This is a genomic window from Pseudomonas frederiksbergensis (assembly GCF_003732705.1).
Lineage (GTDB): Bacteria > Pseudomonadota > Gammaproteobacteria > Pseudomonadales > Pseudomonadaceae > Aquipseudomonas > Aquipseudomonas frederiksbergensis_F.
Genome location: NZ_MOBR01000002.1, coordinates 21,094 through 42,156 on the forward strand (window position 1 = coordinate 21,094; position 21,063 = coordinate 42,156).

The window sequence follows — 21,063 nt, forward strand, 5'->3', positions numbered from 1 at the left end:
CGGTTTTTCAGCCGATCGCCTGCAAGTGCACCGCAAAACGTTCAGCCAACCAACGAGCGGCCGGGCCGAGTGGTTCGTCGCGCCGCCAGACCAGCTCCACCACCAGCGCCGGCGGCGTCCATTCGCTGACCAACTCGACCATCTGCCGTTGATACCCGGAGTACTGCACAACGTTGCGCGGTAACCAGGCCCAGCCGAGGCCGCGCATCAGCAATTCGGCGATCACGTAGAAGCTGTCGGCGCGCCACACCTGCGGGCTGGCCGGCTCGCTACCGGGATAGACGCTGGATTGAGCGGCCATCAGTAATTGGCGATGTTGAGCCAGTTGCTGGCAGTTGACCTCATCCAGCGCCGCCAGCGGGTGACCGACGCCACACACCGTGACCATTTCGATGCTGCCCAGCACCCGTCGCTCCAGCGCTTCGGGAATTTGATCGTGGTAGAACAGCAGGCCGAGGTCGGCCCGGCGCTCCAACAGTTTTCTCGCCACATCGCCCTGAGTCCCGTTGGACAATTGCACTTCCAGGCTGGGGAACTGATCTGCCAACGCGTCGAGACTGTCAATGATCGGCTGAAAAGGCATCGCCTCATCCTGGGCCAGGCGAATGCGTGCTTCCTGGCCGCGCATCATCGCCAGCGCCCGGCCGTTCAGGCGCTCGCACTGACGCAGCACCTCCCGCGCCTCTTCCAGCAGGGCAGCGCCGGCTTCGGTCAGCTTCGGCTGGCGACCGCTGCTGCGGTCGAACAGGCTTATGCCCAGGTCTTCCTCCAGCAACGCAATCGAACTGCTGACCGCCGACTGCGCCTTGCGCTGCTCCCGCGCCACTGCCGAAAACGAGCGCTGTTCCGCTACGATGACAAACAAACGCAGCTGTTCCAGGTTCCATTGCATGTTCATGGCTCAACCCATCTCGATAGCAGATAGGTAATGACTTTACCGCATCTGTGGAATCTCTAGAATGCCGACCTCAGAGAGCAACACTTCATACGAGGATTGACCCATGACCGCTTACTACTACCTGGCCATCGCCATCTGCGCCGAAGTGATCGCCACTGTTTCGATGAAAGCGGTCAAAGGCTTCAGCACGCCACTGCCGCTGATCCTGGTCATTGTTGGCTACGGCATCGCTTTCTGGATGCTGACGCTTGTAGTGCGCAGCGTGCCGGTGGGTGTGGCGTACGCGGTGTGGGCCGGGATGGGGATTGTGATGGTCAGCGTCGCGGCGCTGTTTATCTATGGGCAGAAGCTGGATGTGCCGGCGATGCTGGGGATGGGACTGATTGTGTTGGGCGTTGTCGTGATCCAGCTATTCTCCAAAACCGCCGGGCACTAACTGCCGAAATCCAATCCACTGTGGGAGCGAGCCTGCTCGCGAATGCGATGTGTCAGGCAACTTCAATGTCGACTGATACACCGCTTTCGCGAGCAGGCTCGCTCCCACAAGTTTTGTGTACACCTGATTAGTCGTCGACAAATCCCCTCCGCAACGAGTCTGTATACTGCGCCCTCGTCTTGATCACTGAGGTCGCTGCATGCCATCCGTTATTTCCACCGACGTTCTGATTGTCGGCGCTGGTGTCGCCGGCCTCTGGCTCAACGCACGTCTGCGCCGCCAGGGTTTTTCGACCGTGCTGGTGGAAAGTGCCAGCCTCGGTGGCGGGCAGAGCGTGAAGTCCCAGGGCATCATCCACGGCGGCGCCAAGTACGCGTTGCATGGCGCTCTGACCGGCGCGTCGGAAGCCATCGCCGACATGCCGCGCCGCTGGCGTGAAGCGCTGGCCGGTGACGGCGAGCTGGACCTGACCGGCGTGCGCCTGTTGTCCGAAGCCCATTACCTCTGGTCCCCTGGCACGATTGCCGGCAACCTCACCAGTTTCTTCGCCAGCAAAGCCGTGCGTGGCCGGGTCGATCAGGTCAAGGGCGATCAACTGCCGCCGGCGCTGCAAGACAAGCGTTTCAAGGGCAAGGTGTATCGCCTGGCCGAACTGGTGATCGACGTACCAAGCCTGATCCAACGCCTGGCCGATCTGGCGGGCGACGGCTTGCTCGCCGGGCAGACCATCGAACCGTTGCTGGATGGCGGAATTCTGGTTGGCTTGAAAGTCGATGGCCGCGAGATTCGCGCCCAACGCATCGTCCTCAGCGCGGGTGGCGGCACGGCCGCGTTGCTTGAAACCTTGGGACTGAGCCAGCCCGCCATGCAGCGCCGGCCGTTGCACATGATCATCGCCAAAGGCCCGAGCCTCAAACCGCTGTACGCCCACTGCCTGGGCGGCGGCACCAAGCCGCGCATCACCGTGACCACTCACCCGGCCGCCAATGGCCAATGGGTCTGGTACATGGGCGGCGACATTGCCGAAGCCGAAGGTGTGGCCCGCGACCCCGCCGAGCAAATCGCCACCGCGCAAAAAGAACTCGGGCAGTTGCTGCCGTGGATCGACCTCAGCACCGTGCAATGGGCGACCTTGCGCGTGGACCGCGCCGAGCCGCTGCAATCAGGCCTGACCCGCCCGGACAACGCCTTCCTGGCCGAACAGGGGCGGCTGTTGGTCGGCTGGCCGACCAAACTGGCGCTGGCGCCGGACTTCGCTGATCGCGTCATCGCCAGCCTGGCCCGCGATGGTATTCAACCCGGCCCGGCGGCCTCCCTGCCCGACCTGCCAAAACCACCGATGGGCGTCCCTGCCTGGGAGCAACTGCTGCCATGAGCGTAAAAACCCTGCACGACCTGCATCGCCCGCTGGGCAGCACCGGCCTGCTGGTTTCACCCTTGGGCCTGGGCACCGTGAAACTGGGCCGCGACCAGGGTGTGAAATACCCCAGCGGCTTCCAGATCCCCGACGATGACGAGGCGCGGATGCTGCTCAAACTCGCCCGCGACATGGGCATCAACCTGATCGACACCGCCCCGGCCTATGGTCGCAGCGAAGAACGCCTCGGCCCGCTACTGCGCGGTCAGCGCCAGGAGTGGGTGATCGTCAGCAAGGTCGGCGAAGAGTTTGCCGACGGCCAATCCCGCCACGACTTCAGCGCCGCCCACACCCGCTTCTCGGTGGAGCGCAGCCTGCAACGTCTGGAAACGGATTTTATCGACCTGGTGCTGGTGCACTCGGATGGCAACGACCTTGCGATCCTCAACGACTGTGAAGTCTACGAGACCCTCGCCGAGCTCAAGGCCGAAGGCAAGATTCGCGGTTTCGGTTTTTCCGGCAAAACCGTCGAGGGTGGTTTGAAGGCTCTGGAACAGGGCGATTGCGCCATGGTCACCTACAATCTGAACGAATTGAGCGAGAAAGCCGTGATTGACTATGCTGCTGTCCACGGCAAAGCGATCCTGGTGAAAAAGGCCCTTGCCAGCGGTCATGTGTGCCTGAGCCTCGGCGTGGACCCGGTGCGCGCCAGCTTCGAGTTGTTGTTTGAACATCCGGGCGTTGCCAGTGCTATTGTCGGGACCATCAATCCGCTGCACCTCGCCCACAACGTCGCGACCGTTGCCCAGGTCCTTCGTAGTAACTGACGCCGCCCACGCGGCCTTAAGCAGGAGCCGACATGCCGCGTACGCTCATTAGAAAGAATCCGAGCAACTTCAAGACCCTGCCGTTGTACGTCGAAGCGACTCCCGAAGGCCTGAGTTATCAGAGCGTCGGGATGCCGCTGAATTTCTCCCAGACCCTGCAACGTCGCCGCCCGGTGGCGGTGGCCGACACTGAGCGATTTTCGCTGGAGCTGGCCAATCTCGGGGTTTCGGTGCGCCTGACCCTGCATTGGCAGAACCGCGACTACTGGGTGCTGGTGCGCCAGCGCCGACAGGACCGTGGCGATGTGGTGCTCAAGCTGATTTCCGGTTATGTGCCGGCCCACGAGCTGAACCTGCCGCTGCACACGGCCATCCAGGAGATTGCCGAAGAGTGCCTGCTGGAAACCCCGGAAGGCTGGCTCAGCGGGCGTTTCAACGACACCTGGTTGCCGGCGCCCTACTCGTCCGCCCTGCATTATCGCGAAGCCCTGCCCTTTCGCCTGACGCCGTTATCCGGCTCGGCGCGGCCGGTGCGTTGCGCCGCCATGCAGTTGATCGAACGGCCTAGGGCCTACGTGCATTTGCCGACCGCGTCGTTGCAATTGATCTATGACTTGCGCCTGGACGTGCCCAAGGAAGCCAAATCCCTGAGCCTGTTCCATGTGGATGAGCGACTGGAAGGTGATCAACTGGTGGCGCGACTGGATCGCAAGCGTCCCGATCTGTATTTGATGCCGTTGCAGGATGGCCAGCCGATGGCTGAGCTCTACACGCTGAAAAAGGATCAGCTGTACCCGGCGAGTACGCGCGGGTTGTACCTGGCTGAGAGTTTTGCCCAGCAGGAAGGCTGGCTGGTGCGCGATGAGCGAATTCGCTGGAAGGATTGGGTGCGGCAACAAGGGTTGGCGCCGCCGGGGAAGGATTCAGGGTTGGCGCGGTTGCGGGGGAAGGCCAAGCAGTTGCTGAAGAAAATCGTGCCGCGCAAGAAAGTCGGTTCTTGATTGATCGTTCCCACGCTCCGCGTGGGAATGCAGCCCGAGACGCTCCGCGTCTCAACAGCGGACGCGGAGCGTCCATTGAGGCATTCCCACGCAGAGCGTGGGAATGATCACCCAGGGTCAGTTATTACGGATCTTCTCGACAATCGCGGTGGTGGAGCTGTTTTCCACCAGCCCCAACACTTTCACCGTGCCGCCGTAAGCCGTGACGATGTCCGCGCCGACCACTTGGTCGATCCCGTAATCCCCGCCCTTGACCAACACGTCTGGCTTGACCTCGCGCAGCAGGTTTTCCGGGGTGCCTTCAGCGAAGCTGATGACCCAATCCACCGCGCCCAGACCGGCCAGTACTGCCATGCGCCGGTCAACGCTGTTGATCGGACGACCGGGCCCCTTCAAACGGCTCACCGAAGCATCGTCGTTGACCGCGACGATCAGACGATCGCCCTGGGCCCGTGCCTGTTCGAGGTAGGTCACGTGGCCGGCATGCAGAATGTCGAAGCAACCGTTGGTGAAGACGATCCGCTCGTTGTGCGCTCGGGCATCGTCGACCGCCAACAACAGCTGCTCAAGGCCGAGCACACCGCGCTCGGAACCTTCTTCACGCTGGATGGCGCGGCGCAGTTCCGGCGCGCTGATGCACGCCGTACCGAGCTTGCCGACCACGATGCCCGCCGCCAGGTTGGCCAGGGCCACGGCGTGGGGCAGTTCTTCGCCAGCAGCAATCGCGGCCGCCAGGGTGGAAATGACTGTGTCGCCCGCACCGGTCACGTCGAACACTTCACGGGCGCGAGCCGGCAGGTGCAGCGCCGGATGATCCGGGCGCAGCAAGGTCATGCCGTGCTCGCCACGGGTCACCAGCAAGGCGCCGAGGTCGAGGTCATGCATCAGGGTCGCGCCCTTGCTCACGAGTTCGTGTTCATCGGCGCAACGGCCGACGATGGCTTCGAACTCGCTGAGGTTCGGCGTGATCAGGCTGGCACCGCGGTAGATCGAGAAATCCTTGCCCTTGGGGTCGGCCAGCACCGGAATGCCACGGGCACGGGCGGCCTGGATCAGCACCTGATGGTTTTTCAGCGCGCCCTTGCCGTAGTCGGACAGCACCAGCACCTTGATGCCTTCGAGCAACTCGTCGACCTGCTCGCCCAGCGCCAGAGCGTCGGTGGCGAACGGTTCTTCGAAGTCGATACGCAGCAGTTGCTGGTGACGGCTCATGACCCGCAGCTTGACGATGGTCGGCTGGTGCGCAATGCGCTGGAACAATGCCCGCACGCCAGCGCCCTTGAGGCTGTTGGCCAGGCTGTCGGCGGCTTCGTCGTCACCGGTCACGCCGACCAGTGAGGCCGGGGCGCCGAGGGCGGCGATGTTGAGGGCAACGTTGGCGGCACCGCCCGGGCGGTCCTCGATTTGCTCGACCTTGACCACCGGTACCGGCGCCTCAGGGGAAATCCGTGAGGTACCACCATGCCAGTAACGGTCGAGCATGACATCGCCGACCACCAAGACAGGGGCTTGATCGAATCGCGGCATGGACAACTTCATGGAGCAACCCACATACAAAATGAACAGGGCCGCGATATTAACACAGGGTTGGCGCAGGCTTGTGCGGCGGCTGCAACAGGATGAATTGGCAGGTTTTTTTGATCATTTATTGAGCAAAAAAGTCGATAAACGAGCGCAGGCGTCTTCCAGATTCAGATTCTGGGTGTCGATCTCACACTCCGCCGTCAGCGGCGCTTCATACGGGCTATCGATGCCGGTGAAGTCCTTGATCCGCCCTTGCAGGGCCGCCTGATACAGACCTTTGGGGTCGCGTTGCGCACACACCGCGAATGAGGTGCTCACATAAACCTCGATAAAATCGCCCTCGGCGAACAACCGCCGCGCCGTTTCACGCTCGGCGCGAAACGGCGAGATCGCCGCCACGATCACAATCAGCCCGGCATCGACCATCAGGCGCGCCACCTCGGACATGCGCCGAATGTTTTCCCGGCGACAATCAGCCCCCATGCCCAGGTCGCTGCACAGGCCGCCGCGCAGGTTGTCGCCATCAAGGATAAAGGTGTGAAAGCCACGCTGATTGAGTTGCAGCTCCAGGGCATTGGCCAGTGTCGACTTGCCCGCCCCGGACAACCCGGTCAACCAGAGGCAGCGCGGACGCTGCGATTTGAGCGCGGCCCGGGCCTCGTTCGTCAGCGCCAATCCATAGGGGCGAATCGCAGGCATTGGCGCTGACATCGATTGGGCTTCATTCATAACCGAGCATCTCGTAATCGCGCTGATAAACCCGGCGCACCAGCCGACGGGTCCGAACCGAACAGAAATCACGGGCCTGCCTTGGCTGGCGCTGCTGCGAACTATTGATATGGGGCAGCGCCACCGGATGCTTCAACTGCTCGCAAACCAGCGCAAAATCTCGCGCCAGGTGTTCTTGATAGCCGATAAAGTCCAGGGCCAGATGCCCCAGGGAATCGGTGAGAAAATCCGTTTGCGCGGCAAAATGCAATTGGCGGCTGATCGTCTCCGGGTGCAGCCAGCGCGCCACGAAGTCGTCGAAATCGCGGTACTGGCTAACCAGTTTCTGCGCCGCCTGATCGCGCCGGCCCAGTTCGTTGCCCCGTAGAAAAGCGTAAGCCGAGTAGGCTCTTTCCAACGGGTCGCGGACGAAGGCGAATTTGAAACTGTCGGCAAACTGTTCGGGAAACTGCTCTTCGTACCAGTACAACGGCAAGTGACCGGGGCTCCAGTCGTCGAACAATGCCGCACAGACACTGCTCCCGGCGCATTTGGGTACGTGAATGAACAGGCACGCATGCTGTGCGAAGGATTTGGGGAATTGCAGATTGGCTGACATCGACTTGTTCACCACCTGACGGTCCACGACCGACAGGCGCCCCAACAGGAAGGCTCGCTGCTGTTTGGGCAATAGTTTCCACAGATATCGTTGCAACATTGCAGTACCCGCGCGATGGGGATGGCCCCTTCGATGGAAGTCAAAGTTCGTTCAGGAACCTTAACAAGCGCGGTGCAGATATTTATTCAGGTTTGGTCAAGAAGGGTAAGGATTCGGATACAAACTCACCGTACGCGTTGCACGTCCAGTAAGCGCGAGGGTGAGCCGGGCTCACCCTCGCACCCCGCTAGGCGATGTCTTCAGCCGGGGCATCAAGGCCCATGGCGTTCAAACGGGCGTAGTAACCGTTCTGTGCCAGCAGTTCGGCATGGGTGCCGCGCTCGACGATCCGGCCCTGGTCCATGACCAGAATCAGGTCAGCCTTCTCGATGGTCGACAGACGGTGGGCGATCACCAGGGTGGTCCGGCCTTTCATGACCTGGTCCAGCGCTGCCTGGATGTGCCGTTCCGATTCGGTATCGAGGGCCGAGGTGGCCTCGTCGAGGATCAGCAGCGGTGCGTTCTTCAGCAGTGCCCGGGCAATCGCCAGACGCTGACGCTGGCCACCGGACAGCAACACGCCGTTCTCGCCGACCTGAGTATCCAGGCCTTCGGGCAACTGCGCGATGAAGTCCATGGCGTACGCGTCTTTCGCCGCTTTCTCGATGTCTTCACGGGGCGCGCCGGCCAGATCGCCGTAGGCGATGTTGTTGGCCACGGTGTCGCTGAACAGCGTCACATGCTGGGTCACCTGGGCGATGTGCTTGCGCAGGTTCAGCAGTTTGTATTGTTCCACTTCCACGCCATCGATCAGGATCTCGCCCTTGTCGTGGTGATAGAAGCGTGGAATCAGGTTGGCCAGGGTCGATTTGCCACTGCCCGAGCGTCCCACCAGCGCCACCATTTGCCCAGGTTCGACCGAGAAGCTGATGTCGTTGAGGACCTGGCGATCGGTGTCCGGGTAGGTGAAGCTCAGGTGGCGCACATCCAGGCGACCGCTGACCGAATCGCGCTCGACGGTGCCGGTATCGACTTCCGGCTCGACGTCCAGTTGCTCGAAAATGCTTTCGGCACCGGCCACGCCTTTCTGGATGGTCGAGCTGACTTCCGACAATTGGCGGATCGGCTTGGGCAGCAGGCCGGCCAGGGTAATGTAGGCAATCATGTCACCGGCAGAAGCATCGCCGCGCAGGTACAGCACCAGGAACATCAACACCGCCATGGCGCTGTAGATCACCAGTTGCAGCAGCGGCGTGTAGATCGCACCGGTGCGGGTCATACGCAATTGCTTGTCGGTGTTGCCCTGGCTGGCCTTCAGGAAGCGCTTCTGTTCGTAGACTTCGCCGCCGAAACTGCGAACCACGCGATAGCCCTGGATCGTTTCCGAAGACACGTGCGTCACGTCGCCCATGGCCGACTGGATTTTCTTGCTCTGCTTGCGGAATTTCTTGCTGGCGGTGCGCACCATGACCGCGATCAGCGGCAGGATCGCGACCATCACCAGCGTCAGTCGCCAGTTCATGATCAGCAGCGAGGCAAACAGGAAGATCACCGTCATGCCTTCACGGATTACGACCTTGATCGCATCTGTCGCCGCCCCGGTCACCATGGTCACGTTGAAGGTGATGCGCGAAATCAGATGACCCGAGTTATGCTTGTCGAAGTACCGGTTAGGCAAGACCAGCAGGTTGTTGAACAACTGCACCCGCAGGTCGTGGACCAGCCCGAGGGAAACCTTGGCCAGGAAGTAGTTGCCCAGGTAGGAACCAAACCCCTGCCACGCCGCGATCAGGATGATCAGCAACGGCACCGCCTGCAGCAGTTGCAGGTCGCGCAGGTAAGGCACGGTCGGAAACAGTACGGCTTCAGGATTGGACAAGCCATCGACGAAGTACTTGAGGATGTAGCCGAGCATTGGCTGCGTCGAAGCGAAAATCAGAAAGCCGACGATGCTGATCAGGAACAGACTGATATACGGCCGGACATAGCCGAGCAGGCGGAAGTAGATTTTCAAGCTCGATGGGCTTGCGGAGAGACTGGAGTCGGTCATATCACGCGAATGTCGATAAAAAGGACGCTGACTTTAGCACAGCTTCTTCAGGGTTCTGGCAAACGCATAAAGGCTGTTATTGTTAGGCACTGCATTCGGCATCAAATAGCCATCACACCGAAATGGCCGATCAACTTCAGGATTGAATTTCTCAGCATGCAAGTCAGCGGTTTCAACAGCACGTCCAATCGAATCTTCGATTTCATTTGCCTGTGGATTCTTCCACTGGGCTATCTCTTGCTCCTGAGTGCGCTGTTCTTTCTGCCGGGGCGCAGTCTTCACCACAAGTTGTTTTACGGTCTGTTCAGCATTCCATCGCTGATCGCCCTTTGCCTGCGCCCGCGGGAAATCAAGGAGTTGATTCGCGAACCAGTGTTCATTGCATTGCTGATGTTCGCCGCGTGGGCCATGTTGAGCCTGTGCTGGGGCCCCCAGGATGACGAAAGCATCCCCGGCCAGTTCAAGCCCGCATTACACACGCTGTTGTTGTTCGCCGGCTCCTACCTGCTGGTGCGCCACCGCAGCGAGATCATCCAGCCGTTGCTGTTCAGTGCCGCGATCGTCGGGCTGATTGCTACGGTCTATAACCTGTACATGTTTGCGCATATTTATGAGCCGGGCCTGCGACTGATCGGCGGCGGCGCGTTCGACAATCCACTGCTCAGTTCCCATATCTTCGGCTTTTTCTGCGCCTACTGGCTAAGCCTGAGCATGATCTGCAAACGTCGCCAGATGCTCTGGCTCAGCCTTCCGGCGATGGCTGTCATGTTCACTGCGGTGATTGCCACGGGGTCTCGGACCCCACTGGTTGCTCTGACACTGGCCGCGCTTTGGTTGAGTTTCATCTGCTGGAATCGTCGCTCGATCGTGTTACTCGTAGCGCTGGCCGTCGGCGGGTCGGGGGTCAGCGTGCTGTTTGCGCGGATGCTCATTGAGCGAGGCGACTCCTTCCGCCTTGAAATCTGGCAACTGGCCCTGCAGCGTATTGCCGAACATCCATGGATTGGCCATGGCTACAACGCCAGCCTGACCCTCGATCCCGGCGTCGGCTATGCCCTGCAAGAACCGCATAATTTTGCCCTTGGCGTGCTCTATTACGTCGGAATCTTCGGCTTGTTGCCGTGGCTGTTCTTTCAGGCCTGGGGCTTGCTGAGCAGCTGGCGCTATCGCGTCCAACCGCTGTTTATTGTCGCTTCGACCTGGCTGATATTCGGCATCGGTGCCGGTCTGACCGAAGGCGGCGGGATCATCTCGCGGCCCAAGGAACACTGGTTCCTGCTGTGGATTCCGCTGGCGCTGATCGCGGCACTGACCATTAACCAGCGCGCCAGACGCCTGCTCGCCTTGCCAGTCAATACGCTGGCGCCGGCCGCTTTCGAGCAGATGAGCGCCAATGCCCAGGTGATCGAGGAAGATGGCCTGGGGCCGAAGGTGCTGCGTCTGGTCGATGGCAGTTTCCTCAAGCTGTTCCGCCGTCGCCGCTGGTATACCTCGGGCAGCTTCAATCCCTATTCCGAACGCTTTGCCGTCAACAGCGAACAACTGCGCACCATGGGCATACCAACACCCCTGACCCTGGGCCTGTACCGTCTCGAAGACGGCAGCAGTGCGGTGCATTACTCGCCGCTGCCGGGCAACACCTTGCGTCAGGTCCTGCAAGGGATCACCGCACCAGCGGTGCGTCAGGCACTGGTCGAGCGTTTCGGCAAGTTCATGGCGCAGTTGCATGAACAAGGCGTTTACTTCCGCTCCCTGCATCTGGGTAACGTATTGGTGCTGGAGGACGGTGAGTTCGGCCTGATCGATCTGGCCGACATGCGCATCTACCCGTCGTCACTGAGTCTGTCCCTGCGTCAACGTAATTTGCGCCATATGCAACGCTATACCGAAGATCGACGCTGGTTGTTCGAAGATCACTTCGAAGCGCTGCTCCAAGGATACGCCATGACAGCGTCTGAATCCGCCGTTAGCAACCTGCACAGGCAAGTGCTGGCCGCCAGTCACCCGGCCCGGGCTCATTGATGACCGAAACCAACCCCCTCATAGCGCTGGTAGCGTACCTGCTGGCCATCGTGACCGCCGCGCTGTTGCTGCGTGCCGTTCCGAAAATCGCCCGGCACCTGCAGCATTCCGGTGAAAGCCGCTACGCCAGTATCGATGGCCTGCGCGGCTATCTGGCGTTTGGTGTGTTCGTGCACCACTCGATCATCACCTGGATCTTTTTACGCACCGGTGTGATTGATTTTCCGCCGAGCAACTTCTACTCCCAGCTCGGCCAAGGCAGCGTTGCGCTGTTTTTCATGATCACCGGTTTTCTATTCTGGAGTCGGTTACTCGCCCAGGGGCGTAACCACGACTGGCTGGCCTTTGCGGTATCCCGACTGTTTCGCCTCTACCCGCTGTATCTGCCGCTGATGCTGATCGTGTTTGTCTCGGTCTTCTATCTGCAGAATTGGGAGCTGAAGGATTCCGCTTTGCGGTTCGCCGGCCAGATCCTCGCCTGGCTGACCTTCGACCGACCGGACGTCAACCAGTACCACCAGACCGGCATGTTGATTTCCAACGTCACCTGGACCTTGGGCTACGAGGTGTTTTTCTACCTGGCACTGCCCCTGACCGCGATGGTGTTCATCTATCGCGGCAGTTGGCTGCAAGTGGTGTTGTGCCTGATCGGCATTTACGCCCTGTATCAGGTGATCGGCTGGGAACACTCGCTGAAGAAGCACTTCCTGGCCAGTTTCCTCGGGGGTATAGGTGCGGCGTACTGGGTCCGTCGGCCGAAACTGGTGGCCTGGAGTCAGACGCGCATGGCCGGCATCATTGCGTTGATTGCACTGGCGATTGCCTTTACCGCCTACAGTCGCGCGTTCAGCTTGATGCCGCTGCTGCTGATGTCTGTGTTTTTTGTGATCGTAGCGTCCGGGCACACGCTGTTCGGCGCCCTGAAGCCGCGCAGCATCCGCTGGCTTGGAGAAATCAGCTACAGCACCTACTTGCTGCACGGTTTGCTACTTTGGGTCATGGTGCAGCGCCTGCCGCACGTGCTGGCCATCGATACCCGTGAAACCTGGGTCTTCCTGCCGATGATGGCGCTGTGTGCTTGCCTGCTGATTATCATCAGCAGCCTGACCTTCCTGTACATCGAAAAGCCCGGCATCAACGCCGGCAAGCACTTCTTGCTATGGCTGCGTCAGGGCCGGATAACGAAGAACCTGAGGGAAAGGACCGCTCGATAACATCGAGCGATCTTCCTGAACGGACTCAGTCCTTTTCCAGCGGCGAAAAGTACAGCCGCCCCAGACCTCGCCAGGTTTTCTTGTTCCAGGCCTTGAACGGGATCTGCGCCAGCAGTTCCCGCGCCAGCGTGCGGTCACGGTTGGCGGTTTTGAGGAACATCGAGCTGAGGAACTTGTAGCGCACCTCGTCGTACAGCGGATGATCGCTGAACAGCGCGTAGGAGCGCAGGATGTTGTCGATCATGAAGCGATGGTTCTTGTAGGAGTTGGTGGCGTGCTTGCGATAGCGCGCCATCAGCACGTTCAGGCCATCGATGAAGTAACCGGCACGGGTCACCTTCAACTCGATCAGCAAGTCTTCCAGACGGATGTTCGGATCGAACCCGCCCACCTTGTCCAGCGCCTCGCGGCGAATCATCAGGGTCGGCGCGGGCGGATAGGGCTTGCGCTCAAGGAACATGTCATCGAAGTCCAGACGCCGAAACGGTACGTCCCGGCGCTGGCGCTTCTCCGGGTACAGATTGCCGTCGGCGTCGATCAATTCGATATTGCCGGCGCAAATGCCGACCTCGGGCTTGCCGTCCATGTACGCCACCTGAGTGGCGATGCGCTCCGGCAACATGATGTCGTCGGAACCGAACGGCACGATCAGGCTACCCTTGGCCCGGGCGATCGCACCGTTGAGCGTGTTGGTCAGGCCCTGGTTCTCCTGCACCCTAAAGTCGAAACCGTGCTGCGCCTGCAACGCCTTGATGCGCTCGACACTGTCGTCTTTGGAGCCGTCATCGACCACCAGCAATTCGATGTTCGAATAGGTCTGGTTGAGGACGCTGAGGATGCTTTCCTCGATGTAGGGAGCGTGGTTGTACGACGCAATGATGACGGTGACGATGGGTTGCGCGTCGTTCATTTTTGTTCCTTGCGGGCCTGTTCCAGGCCGGATTCAATCAGGTTCAGGTATTCCTGGCGGAACACCTCGATGTCGTGTTCTTTCTGCAAATAACGGAATGCCTGTTCGCCCTTGGCCTTGAGCTCGTCATCCGACAGGGCGAGGTAGTTATCCAGCGCCGCGACCAGGCTCGGCACATCTTTCGGGGTAATCGCCAGACCACCGGCGCCCTCGATCAGTGGCAGCATAGCCGGCACGTTAGACGCGATCACCGGCAGATGCCCGCTCATGCCTTCGAGCAGCGCCAGGCCCAGGCCTTCGGCCAGGGACGGCATGGTCCAGACGTCGAAGGCGCGAATGTACTGCAAGGCGATTTCCTTGAAGCCCAGTAGGTGTGCACGACCGGTCAGACCCAGGCGTTCGATCTCGACTGCCAGTTTCGACTCTTCGCGGCCGGCACCGATGATTGCCAGTTGGGTGTCCGGGTATTTGTCCTTGAGCGCAGCAAACGCCTGCAACAGATAGGTGTGTCCCTTGACCGGCACCAAGCGGCCCAAAGCGCCGATCAGGCGGACCGACGGGTCGATGCCCAACATCTCACGGGCCCGCTCGCGGCTGTGCTGCAAGCCTTCGGCCTGTTCGATGTCGATGGCGTTGGTAATGGCGTAGGTGTTCTGGTCGGTAAAACCGCAGTCACTGTCCAGCAGGTACTGTTTGACCGCCGGCGAGACGCCGACAAAGCGCCAGTGACGATCCACCAGGCGCTGGGTCTGACGGCGTCGGTAAAACCGGTCGTACTCGCCGAAACCGTGGGAAATGCCGATGCACAGCGGCACTTTCAGCCAACGGTTGAGCGTCAGCATCATGTTCACGGGTTTGAAACGGTTGCAGATCACCACGTCGAACTTTTCGGCACGGCAAAACTTGTACAACTGCCACATGGCGCGCAGACGCATGCCTTTGAGGGACTTGTCGGAAAACTCGAAATACACCGAACGGTCGGCACGACTCACCGCCTCGCCAGGCCCCGGCTTGCCACGCAGGAACGCGGCGGTCACCTCATAGCGATCGTTCGGCAGTGCCTTGACGATCTGCTCTGCCAGGTCGGCAAAATCATGGGCTTTGACGTTGTAGTCAGGCTGCAGTTGCAGAACCTTTGACCGTTGACTCATAACTCTCCCCGTGGAAACCAGTTGCATCGATGACCCAGGCCGGTTCGGCGGCGAGGCGCCTGACCTCGGCTGGATCGGGTTGGGGCAACCGTGGCCACTCGTTGCGCTTCCAGCAAACGAAGTGGAAATACGGAAACCGGCGATCGCCATCGCGATCATTGCTCAAACTGCCATCGCGCCAATACCAGTGACGCGGAAAATCGTCCGTGCCGTCATGCCACTTGATGCAGCCACCCGGCGTGCTGAATGCCTCGGCGAACTCGCTGCGGCGACGCCACGGATTGAGCTTGCCCACCAGGGTGAACAAAGGCTCGGGAAAATTCTTGCGCCAGAGGAAGATGCGGCTGAATGCCCCCTCGTCCAGCGCGTGATGCTCCTGATCGGTGAAACGCTTTTTCCAACCCTTGATCTGCATGAACAACTCACGCTTTCGAGCGGTGTTGCGCATCAGACACAAATGCCCTGCAATCCGCCGCTCATGGGTGGAAAACAGGTCATAGCCGGCCAGCCGATCCGGGGTGAAATAACTTCGCAGGTCACCATACACCAGATCAATATCGCCGAATGCCCAGAAATCATAGCCTTGCAGGCGGTCGGCATGAATGTGTCCCAGCGCCGGCTTGATGTCGCAGAGCTTGTAAGCGGCATCGGGTGCAAAGTCGATATTCAAGCGCCGGGACACTAACCCGCAATAGTCGCCGAAGGTCATGGTTTCGACGCTGACGTTGGGCGGCAGATTCTCGGGAATGCCGCAGTCACTGAACAGCAACCAGTCGATATCGGCGTTACGCCTGCAACTCTCCAGAAAGAACGGCATCCAGAACGGCCATTGGCCGAAGTAAGGAATCAGAAAAAGAATACGCGGGCGTGGGCTCATTACACAAAGTCACTGCGGCTGTTTAATTTGCCGCCATGCTAAACCGCGTCATGCTTCATTTTTACTGTGCAGATGTATCCATATGCTTCAAAACCCACAACAATTCATGGCGCCTGACGGCTTTGCGGAAGAACTCATTCTCGCCATAAGTCGGCGGTACCCGCCCGGCCAACAGTCGCTGTATGCAGCGGCGCAAACGTCGCTTGAACGGCATGGCGGGTTGCAAGTCATGCATCATGCCCAGCGCCATCGCCTTGTCGCGCTGTAGCTCAATGGACATAGGCAGGCAGCACGGCTGCATCGCCAGGCTCGAATCGAACGCCGGCGGCAACGCGATACCTTCTCCCTCATTGCCCATCGGCCAACGATCGTTGTCGTGCAGATGATTGGCGTAACCGAGCAGGGTCGGCTGCCAGTCCAGGCCCTTGAGCGCTTCGAGGACGGCTTCCTGCGCACAGATATGATCGGGGTGCGGATCGAGGGTCGGGTGCGGCAGCACGATCACGTCCGGGCGTGCCCGCATGAGCACTTCGCGCAGATCGGCCAGCAAGTTGTTCCAGGTCGGTGCACCGTCGGCGTCACCGGGCAAGGTGAACGGGTTCAACTGGCGAAACAGGCGCGTGTCGCCCAGTTCGGCTTCCTTCGAGCCCATTGGCTGAGACGGCGCCGCTTTCATCGCCGCCAGTTGTAGGCAGAAATAACCCAACTGCACACAATGCTCTTGCGGCACGCCGGCCCATCGCGGCACGGCGATGCTGTCCCAGGCCCGCAAACGCCCCTTCAGACGCGCCGCCTCGACCTTGTTCAGGCCCATCCGCTGATAGTGTTCGGCTTCAATCTCGCCAGCGGTCAGGGTGACGATCCAGGCTTCACTGGCCTGGCTATATAAACCGTAGGCGGCCAGTTCGGCATCGTCAGCGTGAGGGGCGATGACCATCACTCGCTGGCGGTGGTAATCCGGTTGTTCAAAGGCCCAGAGCACCGGTTCGCCGAACACTTTGCAGAAACGCCCGCGCAACCGCAGCTGCCCTTGGGAGAGAACGTGGGCCTGACCCGTGAGGTTCAAATAACGCAGGCCATTGACGCCACGCTCGAAGGTTTGCCGGTCAGGATGATTTCCCCCCGCCAATTCGATGACCGGGTCGAAAAAGCGCCCCAGCCAAGTGCTTTTCACCCGCAGTGCCAGCACCAGCGTGGCGTCATCGACCAGCATGACGCCTTCGTCCAGCCGCAAATGTTCGCCCACCAGGTGAACCTTCGGCCGCTGGGTGTAGGGCGGGAAGCTGTACTGGTAATCGTCGTTGGGCGAATAGAACAAATGGTCGGCGAACCAGGCTTCATGAGCGATCCAGCCCAGCACCGCCAATACCAGCGGCAGCCACCAGGCCACCAGCAGGCCGACGACAATCAACAATGCCAGGGCGATTAGCAGGCCGATGCGCTTGGTGCGACGGTGACGCTTGAGCAGTTGTTGTTTGCGACTCATGGGTTGGCTCATACGGTGAAGACCGGCACAGGATTGCACCAGCGGTCCTTGTATTCACGGTCGGCCCGACCGAAGGAAAACCTCAGGGGTTTATCCAGGGTTCGAGCGTGCTCCCAGGCGCTTTGGGTGTTGAGGAAACTCAGTACGCTGCCAGGGCTGAACTCGCGGGTTTCAGGGTCGACGCCGCCATTGATGTACTCGACGCTGATCCACTGCGGCGCTTCGACGCGGTACACCAGTTGAATCGCAATCGGCGCATCGTTGAGGAAAATCACCGAGCCGATCAACAACTCGCGCAGCAACTCGATCACTTCGCCCATGCGCGCCGCACCGGTGGCCGGGAAGCCCCAGCGGCGCTGGAACAGGTCGCAGTAAATCGCCGCCAGCTCGCCGCTGGAAAACTCGCTGACCGGCCTTACCACCCCGCCCGCCTCTTCCAGCAAGCGCAGTTCGCGGCGCTGGTTGTAGCGAAACTTCTTCGACAGTTCTTCGGGCGTACGGGCCATCGCCAGTTGTTCGGTTTGCAACTTGATACCGGTGAAGCGACCTTCGTTCAGCGCGGACAGATAACGCCCGCGATGACGCAGAGGCGCCTGGGCATCGGCGGCGGCCGGCAGGATCAGCTCGGCATTGCCAAGATCGAACAGGCCTTTTTTACCGCTGCGTTTGAGCACGTCCTTGGACAAGGCAAGGTCGCGGCCCCAGGTCGGGATTGCGGCCTGGACTTCGCCGTTTTGCTCCCAGGCCAGATAGCGCACCGGAATCTGCGCCAGCGCTGCCAGCCGCTCGACGACCATTGGATGAGTTGCGACGCTGCCGCCAAAACGCTGCCAGGCGTGCGCGTAAGTCGAGGCGTCAACAGACACCCAGCCACGTTCGCGCCAGCCTTGAAATCGGTTGAGCATCAGCCCCTCTGTGCCAGTTCGGTAACGTGTGGCAAATGCCAGAAAGCGTCGCGCACCGCGCGGTCGCTGAAGCGCTCACGCAAGCGGTCGAGCATCAGCTCGGCACACTGGCGACGCTGCTGTTCGTCCATCGCGGCCAAATGCTGCAGCCCTTGAGCCAAGTGTTCGGCATCTCCCAGCGGAAACAGAATGCCCACGCCTTCGACCACTTCCTTCGCCCCACCGCATGCGGTCGCCAGCAACGGCACACCGGCGGCCATGGCTTCAAGCAGCACCATGCCGAAGGGTTCGTGATCAGAGCTCAAGGCAAACACATCGAACGCGCGAAAATAACGCCGAGCCTCAGGCACCTGGCCGAGGAACAGCACGCGATCGCCGATCCCGAGTTCACGGGCCAGATCCTTAAGGTGTTGTTCCAGGCGCCCGGAGCCGAGAATCACCAGTTGGCTATTACCCGGCAAGCCCGGCAACGCCTCGGCAAAACCGCGCAGCAGCGTGGTTTGATCCTTGTCCGGATGCAGCCGCCCGACGTTGCCGACCACCCAGGCATCCGCCGACAGACCGAGGGTTTCCCGGGCTTCGCGAGTCGACACCTGCGTGACCTGCAAGCCCTGCACATCGATGCGGTTGTAGAGCGTCTGGATCCGCGCCGCCGGCCATTTCGGCAGGCACTTTCGCATGTCGTCGCGCACCGCATCGGATACCCCGAGCAGGCTCAAACGCTTGCGGAAAATATGCGCGAACAGTTTGCGCGTGCCGCGTTTGTAATCATCAAACGCGTGGTGCACGCCAATCACCGGCAACGAGGTGCCGAGCAAGGCGATGTAGTTCGGTTTGAAGCGATGGGCGATGCAGAAACTGAAATTGCGCGAAGCGGCGATCTTGCGCAGATCGCCGATGGCGCCCAGCTTCAAGCCACGAATGGCCTTGGAGCTGTATTCCATGAACAGCACTTCGTCAGAAGCGCAGCCCGCGGCGACTTCGGCATCGGCGGCCCCGGTCAAAAAGACCGTGGTCACTCGATAGCCGGTCCCCGCGAACAGGCTGGCGTACTGCCGGGCGCAGTCCAGGAACGGCCCGTCATAGCCGTGGCAGAACTGCAGCACATGGCGCTCAGCCGAGCGTGTCATAAGCGTCCGCGCCTTCTTTGACCACCAGAATGTCTTCCATGATCAGGTATTGCAGGTCGGAGCCGAAGAACATGTTCAGGGCGTCGGTCGGCGAGCAGATCATCGGCTCACCACGACGGTTGAGCGAGGTGTTCAGCGACACGCCGTTACCGGTCAGTACTTCCAGCGCTTTCATCATGTCGTAGTAGCGCGGGTTGTATTCGCGCTTGAGCACCTGGGCCCGGGACGTGCCGTCTTCGTGGACGACTTCCGGCACGCGGGTCTTCCACTCTTCAGCCACTTCAAAGGTGAAGGTCATGAACGGCGCCGGGTGATCAACCTTGATCATCTGCGGGGCCACGGTGTCGAGCATCGACGGGCAGAAAGGCCTCCAGCGCTCGCGGAACTTGATCTGGTGGTTGATACGGTCAGCCACGCCGGTCGCACTTGGGCAACCGATGATCGAACGACCGCCCAACGCGCGCGGACCGAACTCCATGCGGCCCTGGAACCAGGCCACCGGGTTGCCGTCGACCATGATCTTGGCAATGTTTTCCGGCATGTTCTCGAGCTTGCGCCAGGTCGGCTTGCTCGGGTGGCGGGCGCACGCGGCGATCACATCTTCGTTGCTGTAGGACGGGCCGAGGTAGACGTGTTCCATCTTCTCGACCGGTACGCCACGGGCGTGGGACACGTAGGCTGCGGCACCCACCGCCGTACCGGCATCGCCGGACGCCGGTTGCACGAACAGTTCCTTGACGTCGTCGCGGGCGATGATTTTCTGGTTGAGCTTAACGTTCAACGCACAGCCGCCGGCGAAGGCCAGCTTGCCGGTTTCCTTGAGCACGTCGCCCAGGTAATGGTCGATCATCTGCAGCGAGATCTTTTCGAACAGCGCTTGCATGCTGGCGGCGTAGTGGATGTACGGCTCGTCGGCGATGTCGCCTTCGCGCTTGGGACCCAGCCACTCGATCAGCTTCGGCGAGAAGTAGAAGCCTTTGCCCTTCTCTTTATAGCGACGCAAGCCGATGACGTTGGCGTAGTCGGTATTGATCACCAACTCACCGTTTTCAAACGAGGCCAGGCGCGAGAAATCGTATTTGCCGGCGTCGCCGTACGGCGCCATGCCCATGACCTTGAACTCGCCATCGAGCATCTCGAAACCGAGGAACTCGGTGATCGCGCCGTACAGGCCGCCGAGGGAGTCCGGATCGAAGAATTCCTTGATCTTGTGGATCTTGCCGTTTTCACCGTAACCGAAGAAGGTCGTGGCGTACTCGCCCTTGCCATCGATCCCCAGGATCGCGGTTTTCTCTTTGAAACCGGAGCAGTGGTAAGCGCTGGAGGCGTGAGCCAGGTGATGCTCGACCGGTTCGATCTTGATTTTCTTCGGGTCGAAACCCAGTTGCTCAAGGCAGAACACGATCTTGTTGCGATAGCGCTTGTAGCGACGGTTGCCCATCAGGATCGCGTCGAGGGCGCGGTCCGGGGCGTACCAGTAACGCTTGGCGTAGTGCCAGCGCGCCTTGCCGAACAGGCTGATCGGCGCGAACGGGATCGCGACCACGTCAACGTCGGACGGCTTGATGCCGGCCTGTTCGAGGCAGAACTTCGCCGATTCGTAGGGCATGCGGTTCTTTGCATGTTTATCGCGTACGAAGCGCTCTTCCTCTGCCGCCGCGACCAGCTTGCCGTCGATGTACAAGGCTGCGGAAGGATCATGGCTAAGGGCGCCGGACAGGCCAAGAATCGTCAATGCCACAGGGGTCTAGCCTCTTTAGTCTGCATTCAGGCGACAAGCGCCTCAAAAATTAATGTGCCCTCGCAAGGGGCGAGAGACAGCTAAAGGGCGGGATTATAGCGTAAAAGCGCTGGCAAACCTCTAGCGAGAAGCGGCGGGGTCGCGCGTTGACAGACACGCGACCACGAC

The 21,063-nt window shown here is 60.6% G+C and carries 18 protein-coding genes; 6 read left to right on the forward strand and 12 right to left on the reverse strand.

Going from position 1 to position 21,063, the window contains the following annotated elements:
- Positions 1-7: 7 nt before the first annotated feature.
- Entirely contained in the window at positions 8-898 is an 891-nt protein-coding gene (locus BK667_RS00795) for a LysR family transcriptional regulator (protein ID WP_123596528.1), read from the reverse strand.
- Positions 899-1,001: 103 nt separating this feature from the next.
- On the opposite strand from BK667_RS00795, the gene BK667_RS00800 reads away from it, so the two are divergent.
- From BK667_RS00800 to BK667_RS00815, 4 genes are all read left to right on the forward strand, one after another.
- A complete protein-coding gene (locus BK667_RS00800) occupies positions 1,002-1,334 on the forward strand; it encodes a DMT family transporter (protein WP_123402464.1) in 333 nt (110 codons plus the stop codon).
- A gap of 199 nt (positions 1,335-1,533) precedes the next feature.
- The gene (locus tag BK667_RS00805; protein WP_123596529.1) at positions 1,534-2,709 is read left to right on the forward strand and encodes an NAD(P)/FAD-dependent oxidoreductase; all 1,176 of its coding nucleotides are present in this window, start codon (positions 1,534-1,536) and stop codon (positions 2,707-2,709) included.
- Positions 2,706-3,518 carry an aldo/keto reductase gene (locus BK667_RS00810; protein WP_123596530.1) on the forward strand — a complete coding sequence of 271 codons (813 nt, stop codon included), beginning with the start codon at positions 2,706-2,708 and terminating at the stop codon, positions 3,516-3,518. The genes BK667_RS00805 and BK667_RS00810 overlap by 4 nt, the downstream gene beginning before the upstream one ends.
- A gap of 32 nt (positions 3,519-3,550) precedes the next feature.
- Positions 3,551-4,519: a metal ABC transporter ATPase gene (locus BK667_RS00815; protein WP_123510888.1), complete on the forward strand. Its 969-nt coding sequence runs from the start codon at positions 3,551-3,553 to the stop codon at positions 4,517-4,519.
- A gap of 117 nt (positions 4,520-4,636) precedes the next feature.
- Here BK667_RS00815 and hldE read toward each other — a convergent pair whose 3' ends face one another.
- From hldE to msbA, 4 genes are all read right to left on the reverse strand, one after another.
- Entirely contained in the window at positions 4,637-6,058 is a 1,422-nt protein-coding gene (gene hldE, locus BK667_RS00820) for a bifunctional D-glycero-beta-D-manno-heptose-7-phosphate kinase/D-glycero-beta-D-manno-heptose 1-phosphate adenylyltransferase HldE (RefSeq protein WP_123510890.1), read from the reverse strand.
- 102 nt (positions 6,059-6,160) lie between these two features.
- The gene (cysC, locus tag BK667_RS00825; protein WP_123596531.1) at positions 6,161-6,772 is read right to left on the reverse strand and encodes an adenylyl-sulfate kinase; all 612 of its coding nucleotides are present in this window, start codon (positions 6,770-6,772) and stop codon (positions 6,161-6,163) included.
- Positions 6,765-7,469, reverse strand: a complete 705-nt coding sequence (locus BK667_RS00830) for a sulfotransferase family 2 domain-containing protein (protein ID WP_123596532.1) — start codon at positions 7,467-7,469, stop codon at positions 6,765-6,767. The genes cysC and BK667_RS00830 overlap by 8 nt, the downstream gene beginning before the upstream one ends.
- Positions 7,470-7,656: 187 nt before the next feature.
- Complete coding sequence (gene msbA, locus BK667_RS00835) at positions 7,657-9,459, reverse strand: lipid A export permease/ATP-binding protein MsbA (protein ID WP_123510896.1); 1,803 nt, start codon at positions 9,457-9,459, stop codon at positions 7,657-7,659.
- A gap of 156 nt (positions 9,460-9,615) precedes the next feature.
- Between msbA and BK667_RS00840 the strand changes: the two genes are divergently transcribed.
- Positions 9,616-11,481: a bifunctional O-antigen ligase/aminoglycoside phosphotransferase family protein gene (locus BK667_RS00840; protein ID WP_123596533.1), complete on the forward strand. Its 1,866-nt coding sequence runs from the start codon at positions 9,616-9,618 to the stop codon at positions 11,479-11,481.
- A complete protein-coding gene (locus BK667_RS00845) occupies positions 11,481-12,695 on the forward strand; it encodes an acyltransferase family protein (protein ID WP_123596534.1) in 1,215 nt (404 codons plus the stop codon). The genes BK667_RS00840 and BK667_RS00845 overlap by 1 nt, the downstream gene beginning before the upstream one ends.
- Positions 12,696-12,720: 25 nt before the next feature.
- Here BK667_RS00845 and BK667_RS00850 read toward each other — a convergent pair whose 3' ends face one another.
- The 7 genes from BK667_RS00850 to BK667_RS00880 all read right to left on the reverse strand — a co-directional run bounded on the left by BK667_RS00850 (position 12,721) and on the right by BK667_RS00880 (position 20,895).
- Positions 12,721-13,605: a glycosyltransferase gene (locus tag BK667_RS00850; RefSeq protein WP_123510902.1), complete on the reverse strand. Its 885-nt coding sequence runs from the start codon at positions 13,603-13,605 to the stop codon at positions 12,721-12,723.
- A complete protein-coding gene (locus tag BK667_RS00855; RefSeq protein WP_123596535.1) occupies positions 13,602-14,756 on the reverse strand; it encodes a glycosyltransferase family 4 protein in 1,155 nt (384 codons plus the stop codon). The genes BK667_RS00850 and BK667_RS00855 overlap by 4 nt, the downstream gene beginning before the upstream one ends.
- The gene (locus tag BK667_RS00860) at positions 14,719-15,633 is read right to left on the reverse strand and encodes a DUF6625 family protein (RefSeq protein WP_123510906.1); all 915 of its coding nucleotides are present in this window, start codon (positions 15,631-15,633) and stop codon (positions 14,719-14,721) included. Before BK667_RS00860 ends, BK667_RS00855 begins: the two co-directional genes overlap by 38 nt.
- Before the next feature lie 61 nt (positions 15,634-15,694).
- Positions 15,695-17,119, reverse strand: coding sequence for a PIG-L deacetylase family protein (locus BK667_RS00865; protein ID WP_123596536.1), 1,425 nt, complete (start codon positions 17,117-17,119; stop codon positions 15,695-15,697).
- Between the two features lie 8 nt (positions 17,120-17,127).
- Entirely contained in the window at positions 17,128-18,024 is an 897-nt protein-coding gene (locus BK667_RS00870; protein WP_123510910.1) for an antimicrobial resistance protein Mig-14, read from the reverse strand.
- Entirely contained in the window at positions 18,024-19,154 is a 1,131-nt protein-coding gene (locus BK667_RS00875) for a glycosyltransferase (RefSeq protein ID WP_123596537.1), read from the reverse strand. Before BK667_RS00875 ends, BK667_RS00870 begins: the two co-directional genes overlap by 1 nt.
- Positions 19,138-20,895, reverse strand: coding sequence for a carbamoyltransferase family protein (locus BK667_RS00880; RefSeq protein ID WP_123510914.1), 1,758 nt, complete (start codon positions 20,893-20,895; stop codon positions 19,138-19,140). Before BK667_RS00880 ends, BK667_RS00875 begins: the two co-directional genes overlap by 17 nt.
- Positions 20,896-21,063 lie beyond the last annotated feature (168 nt).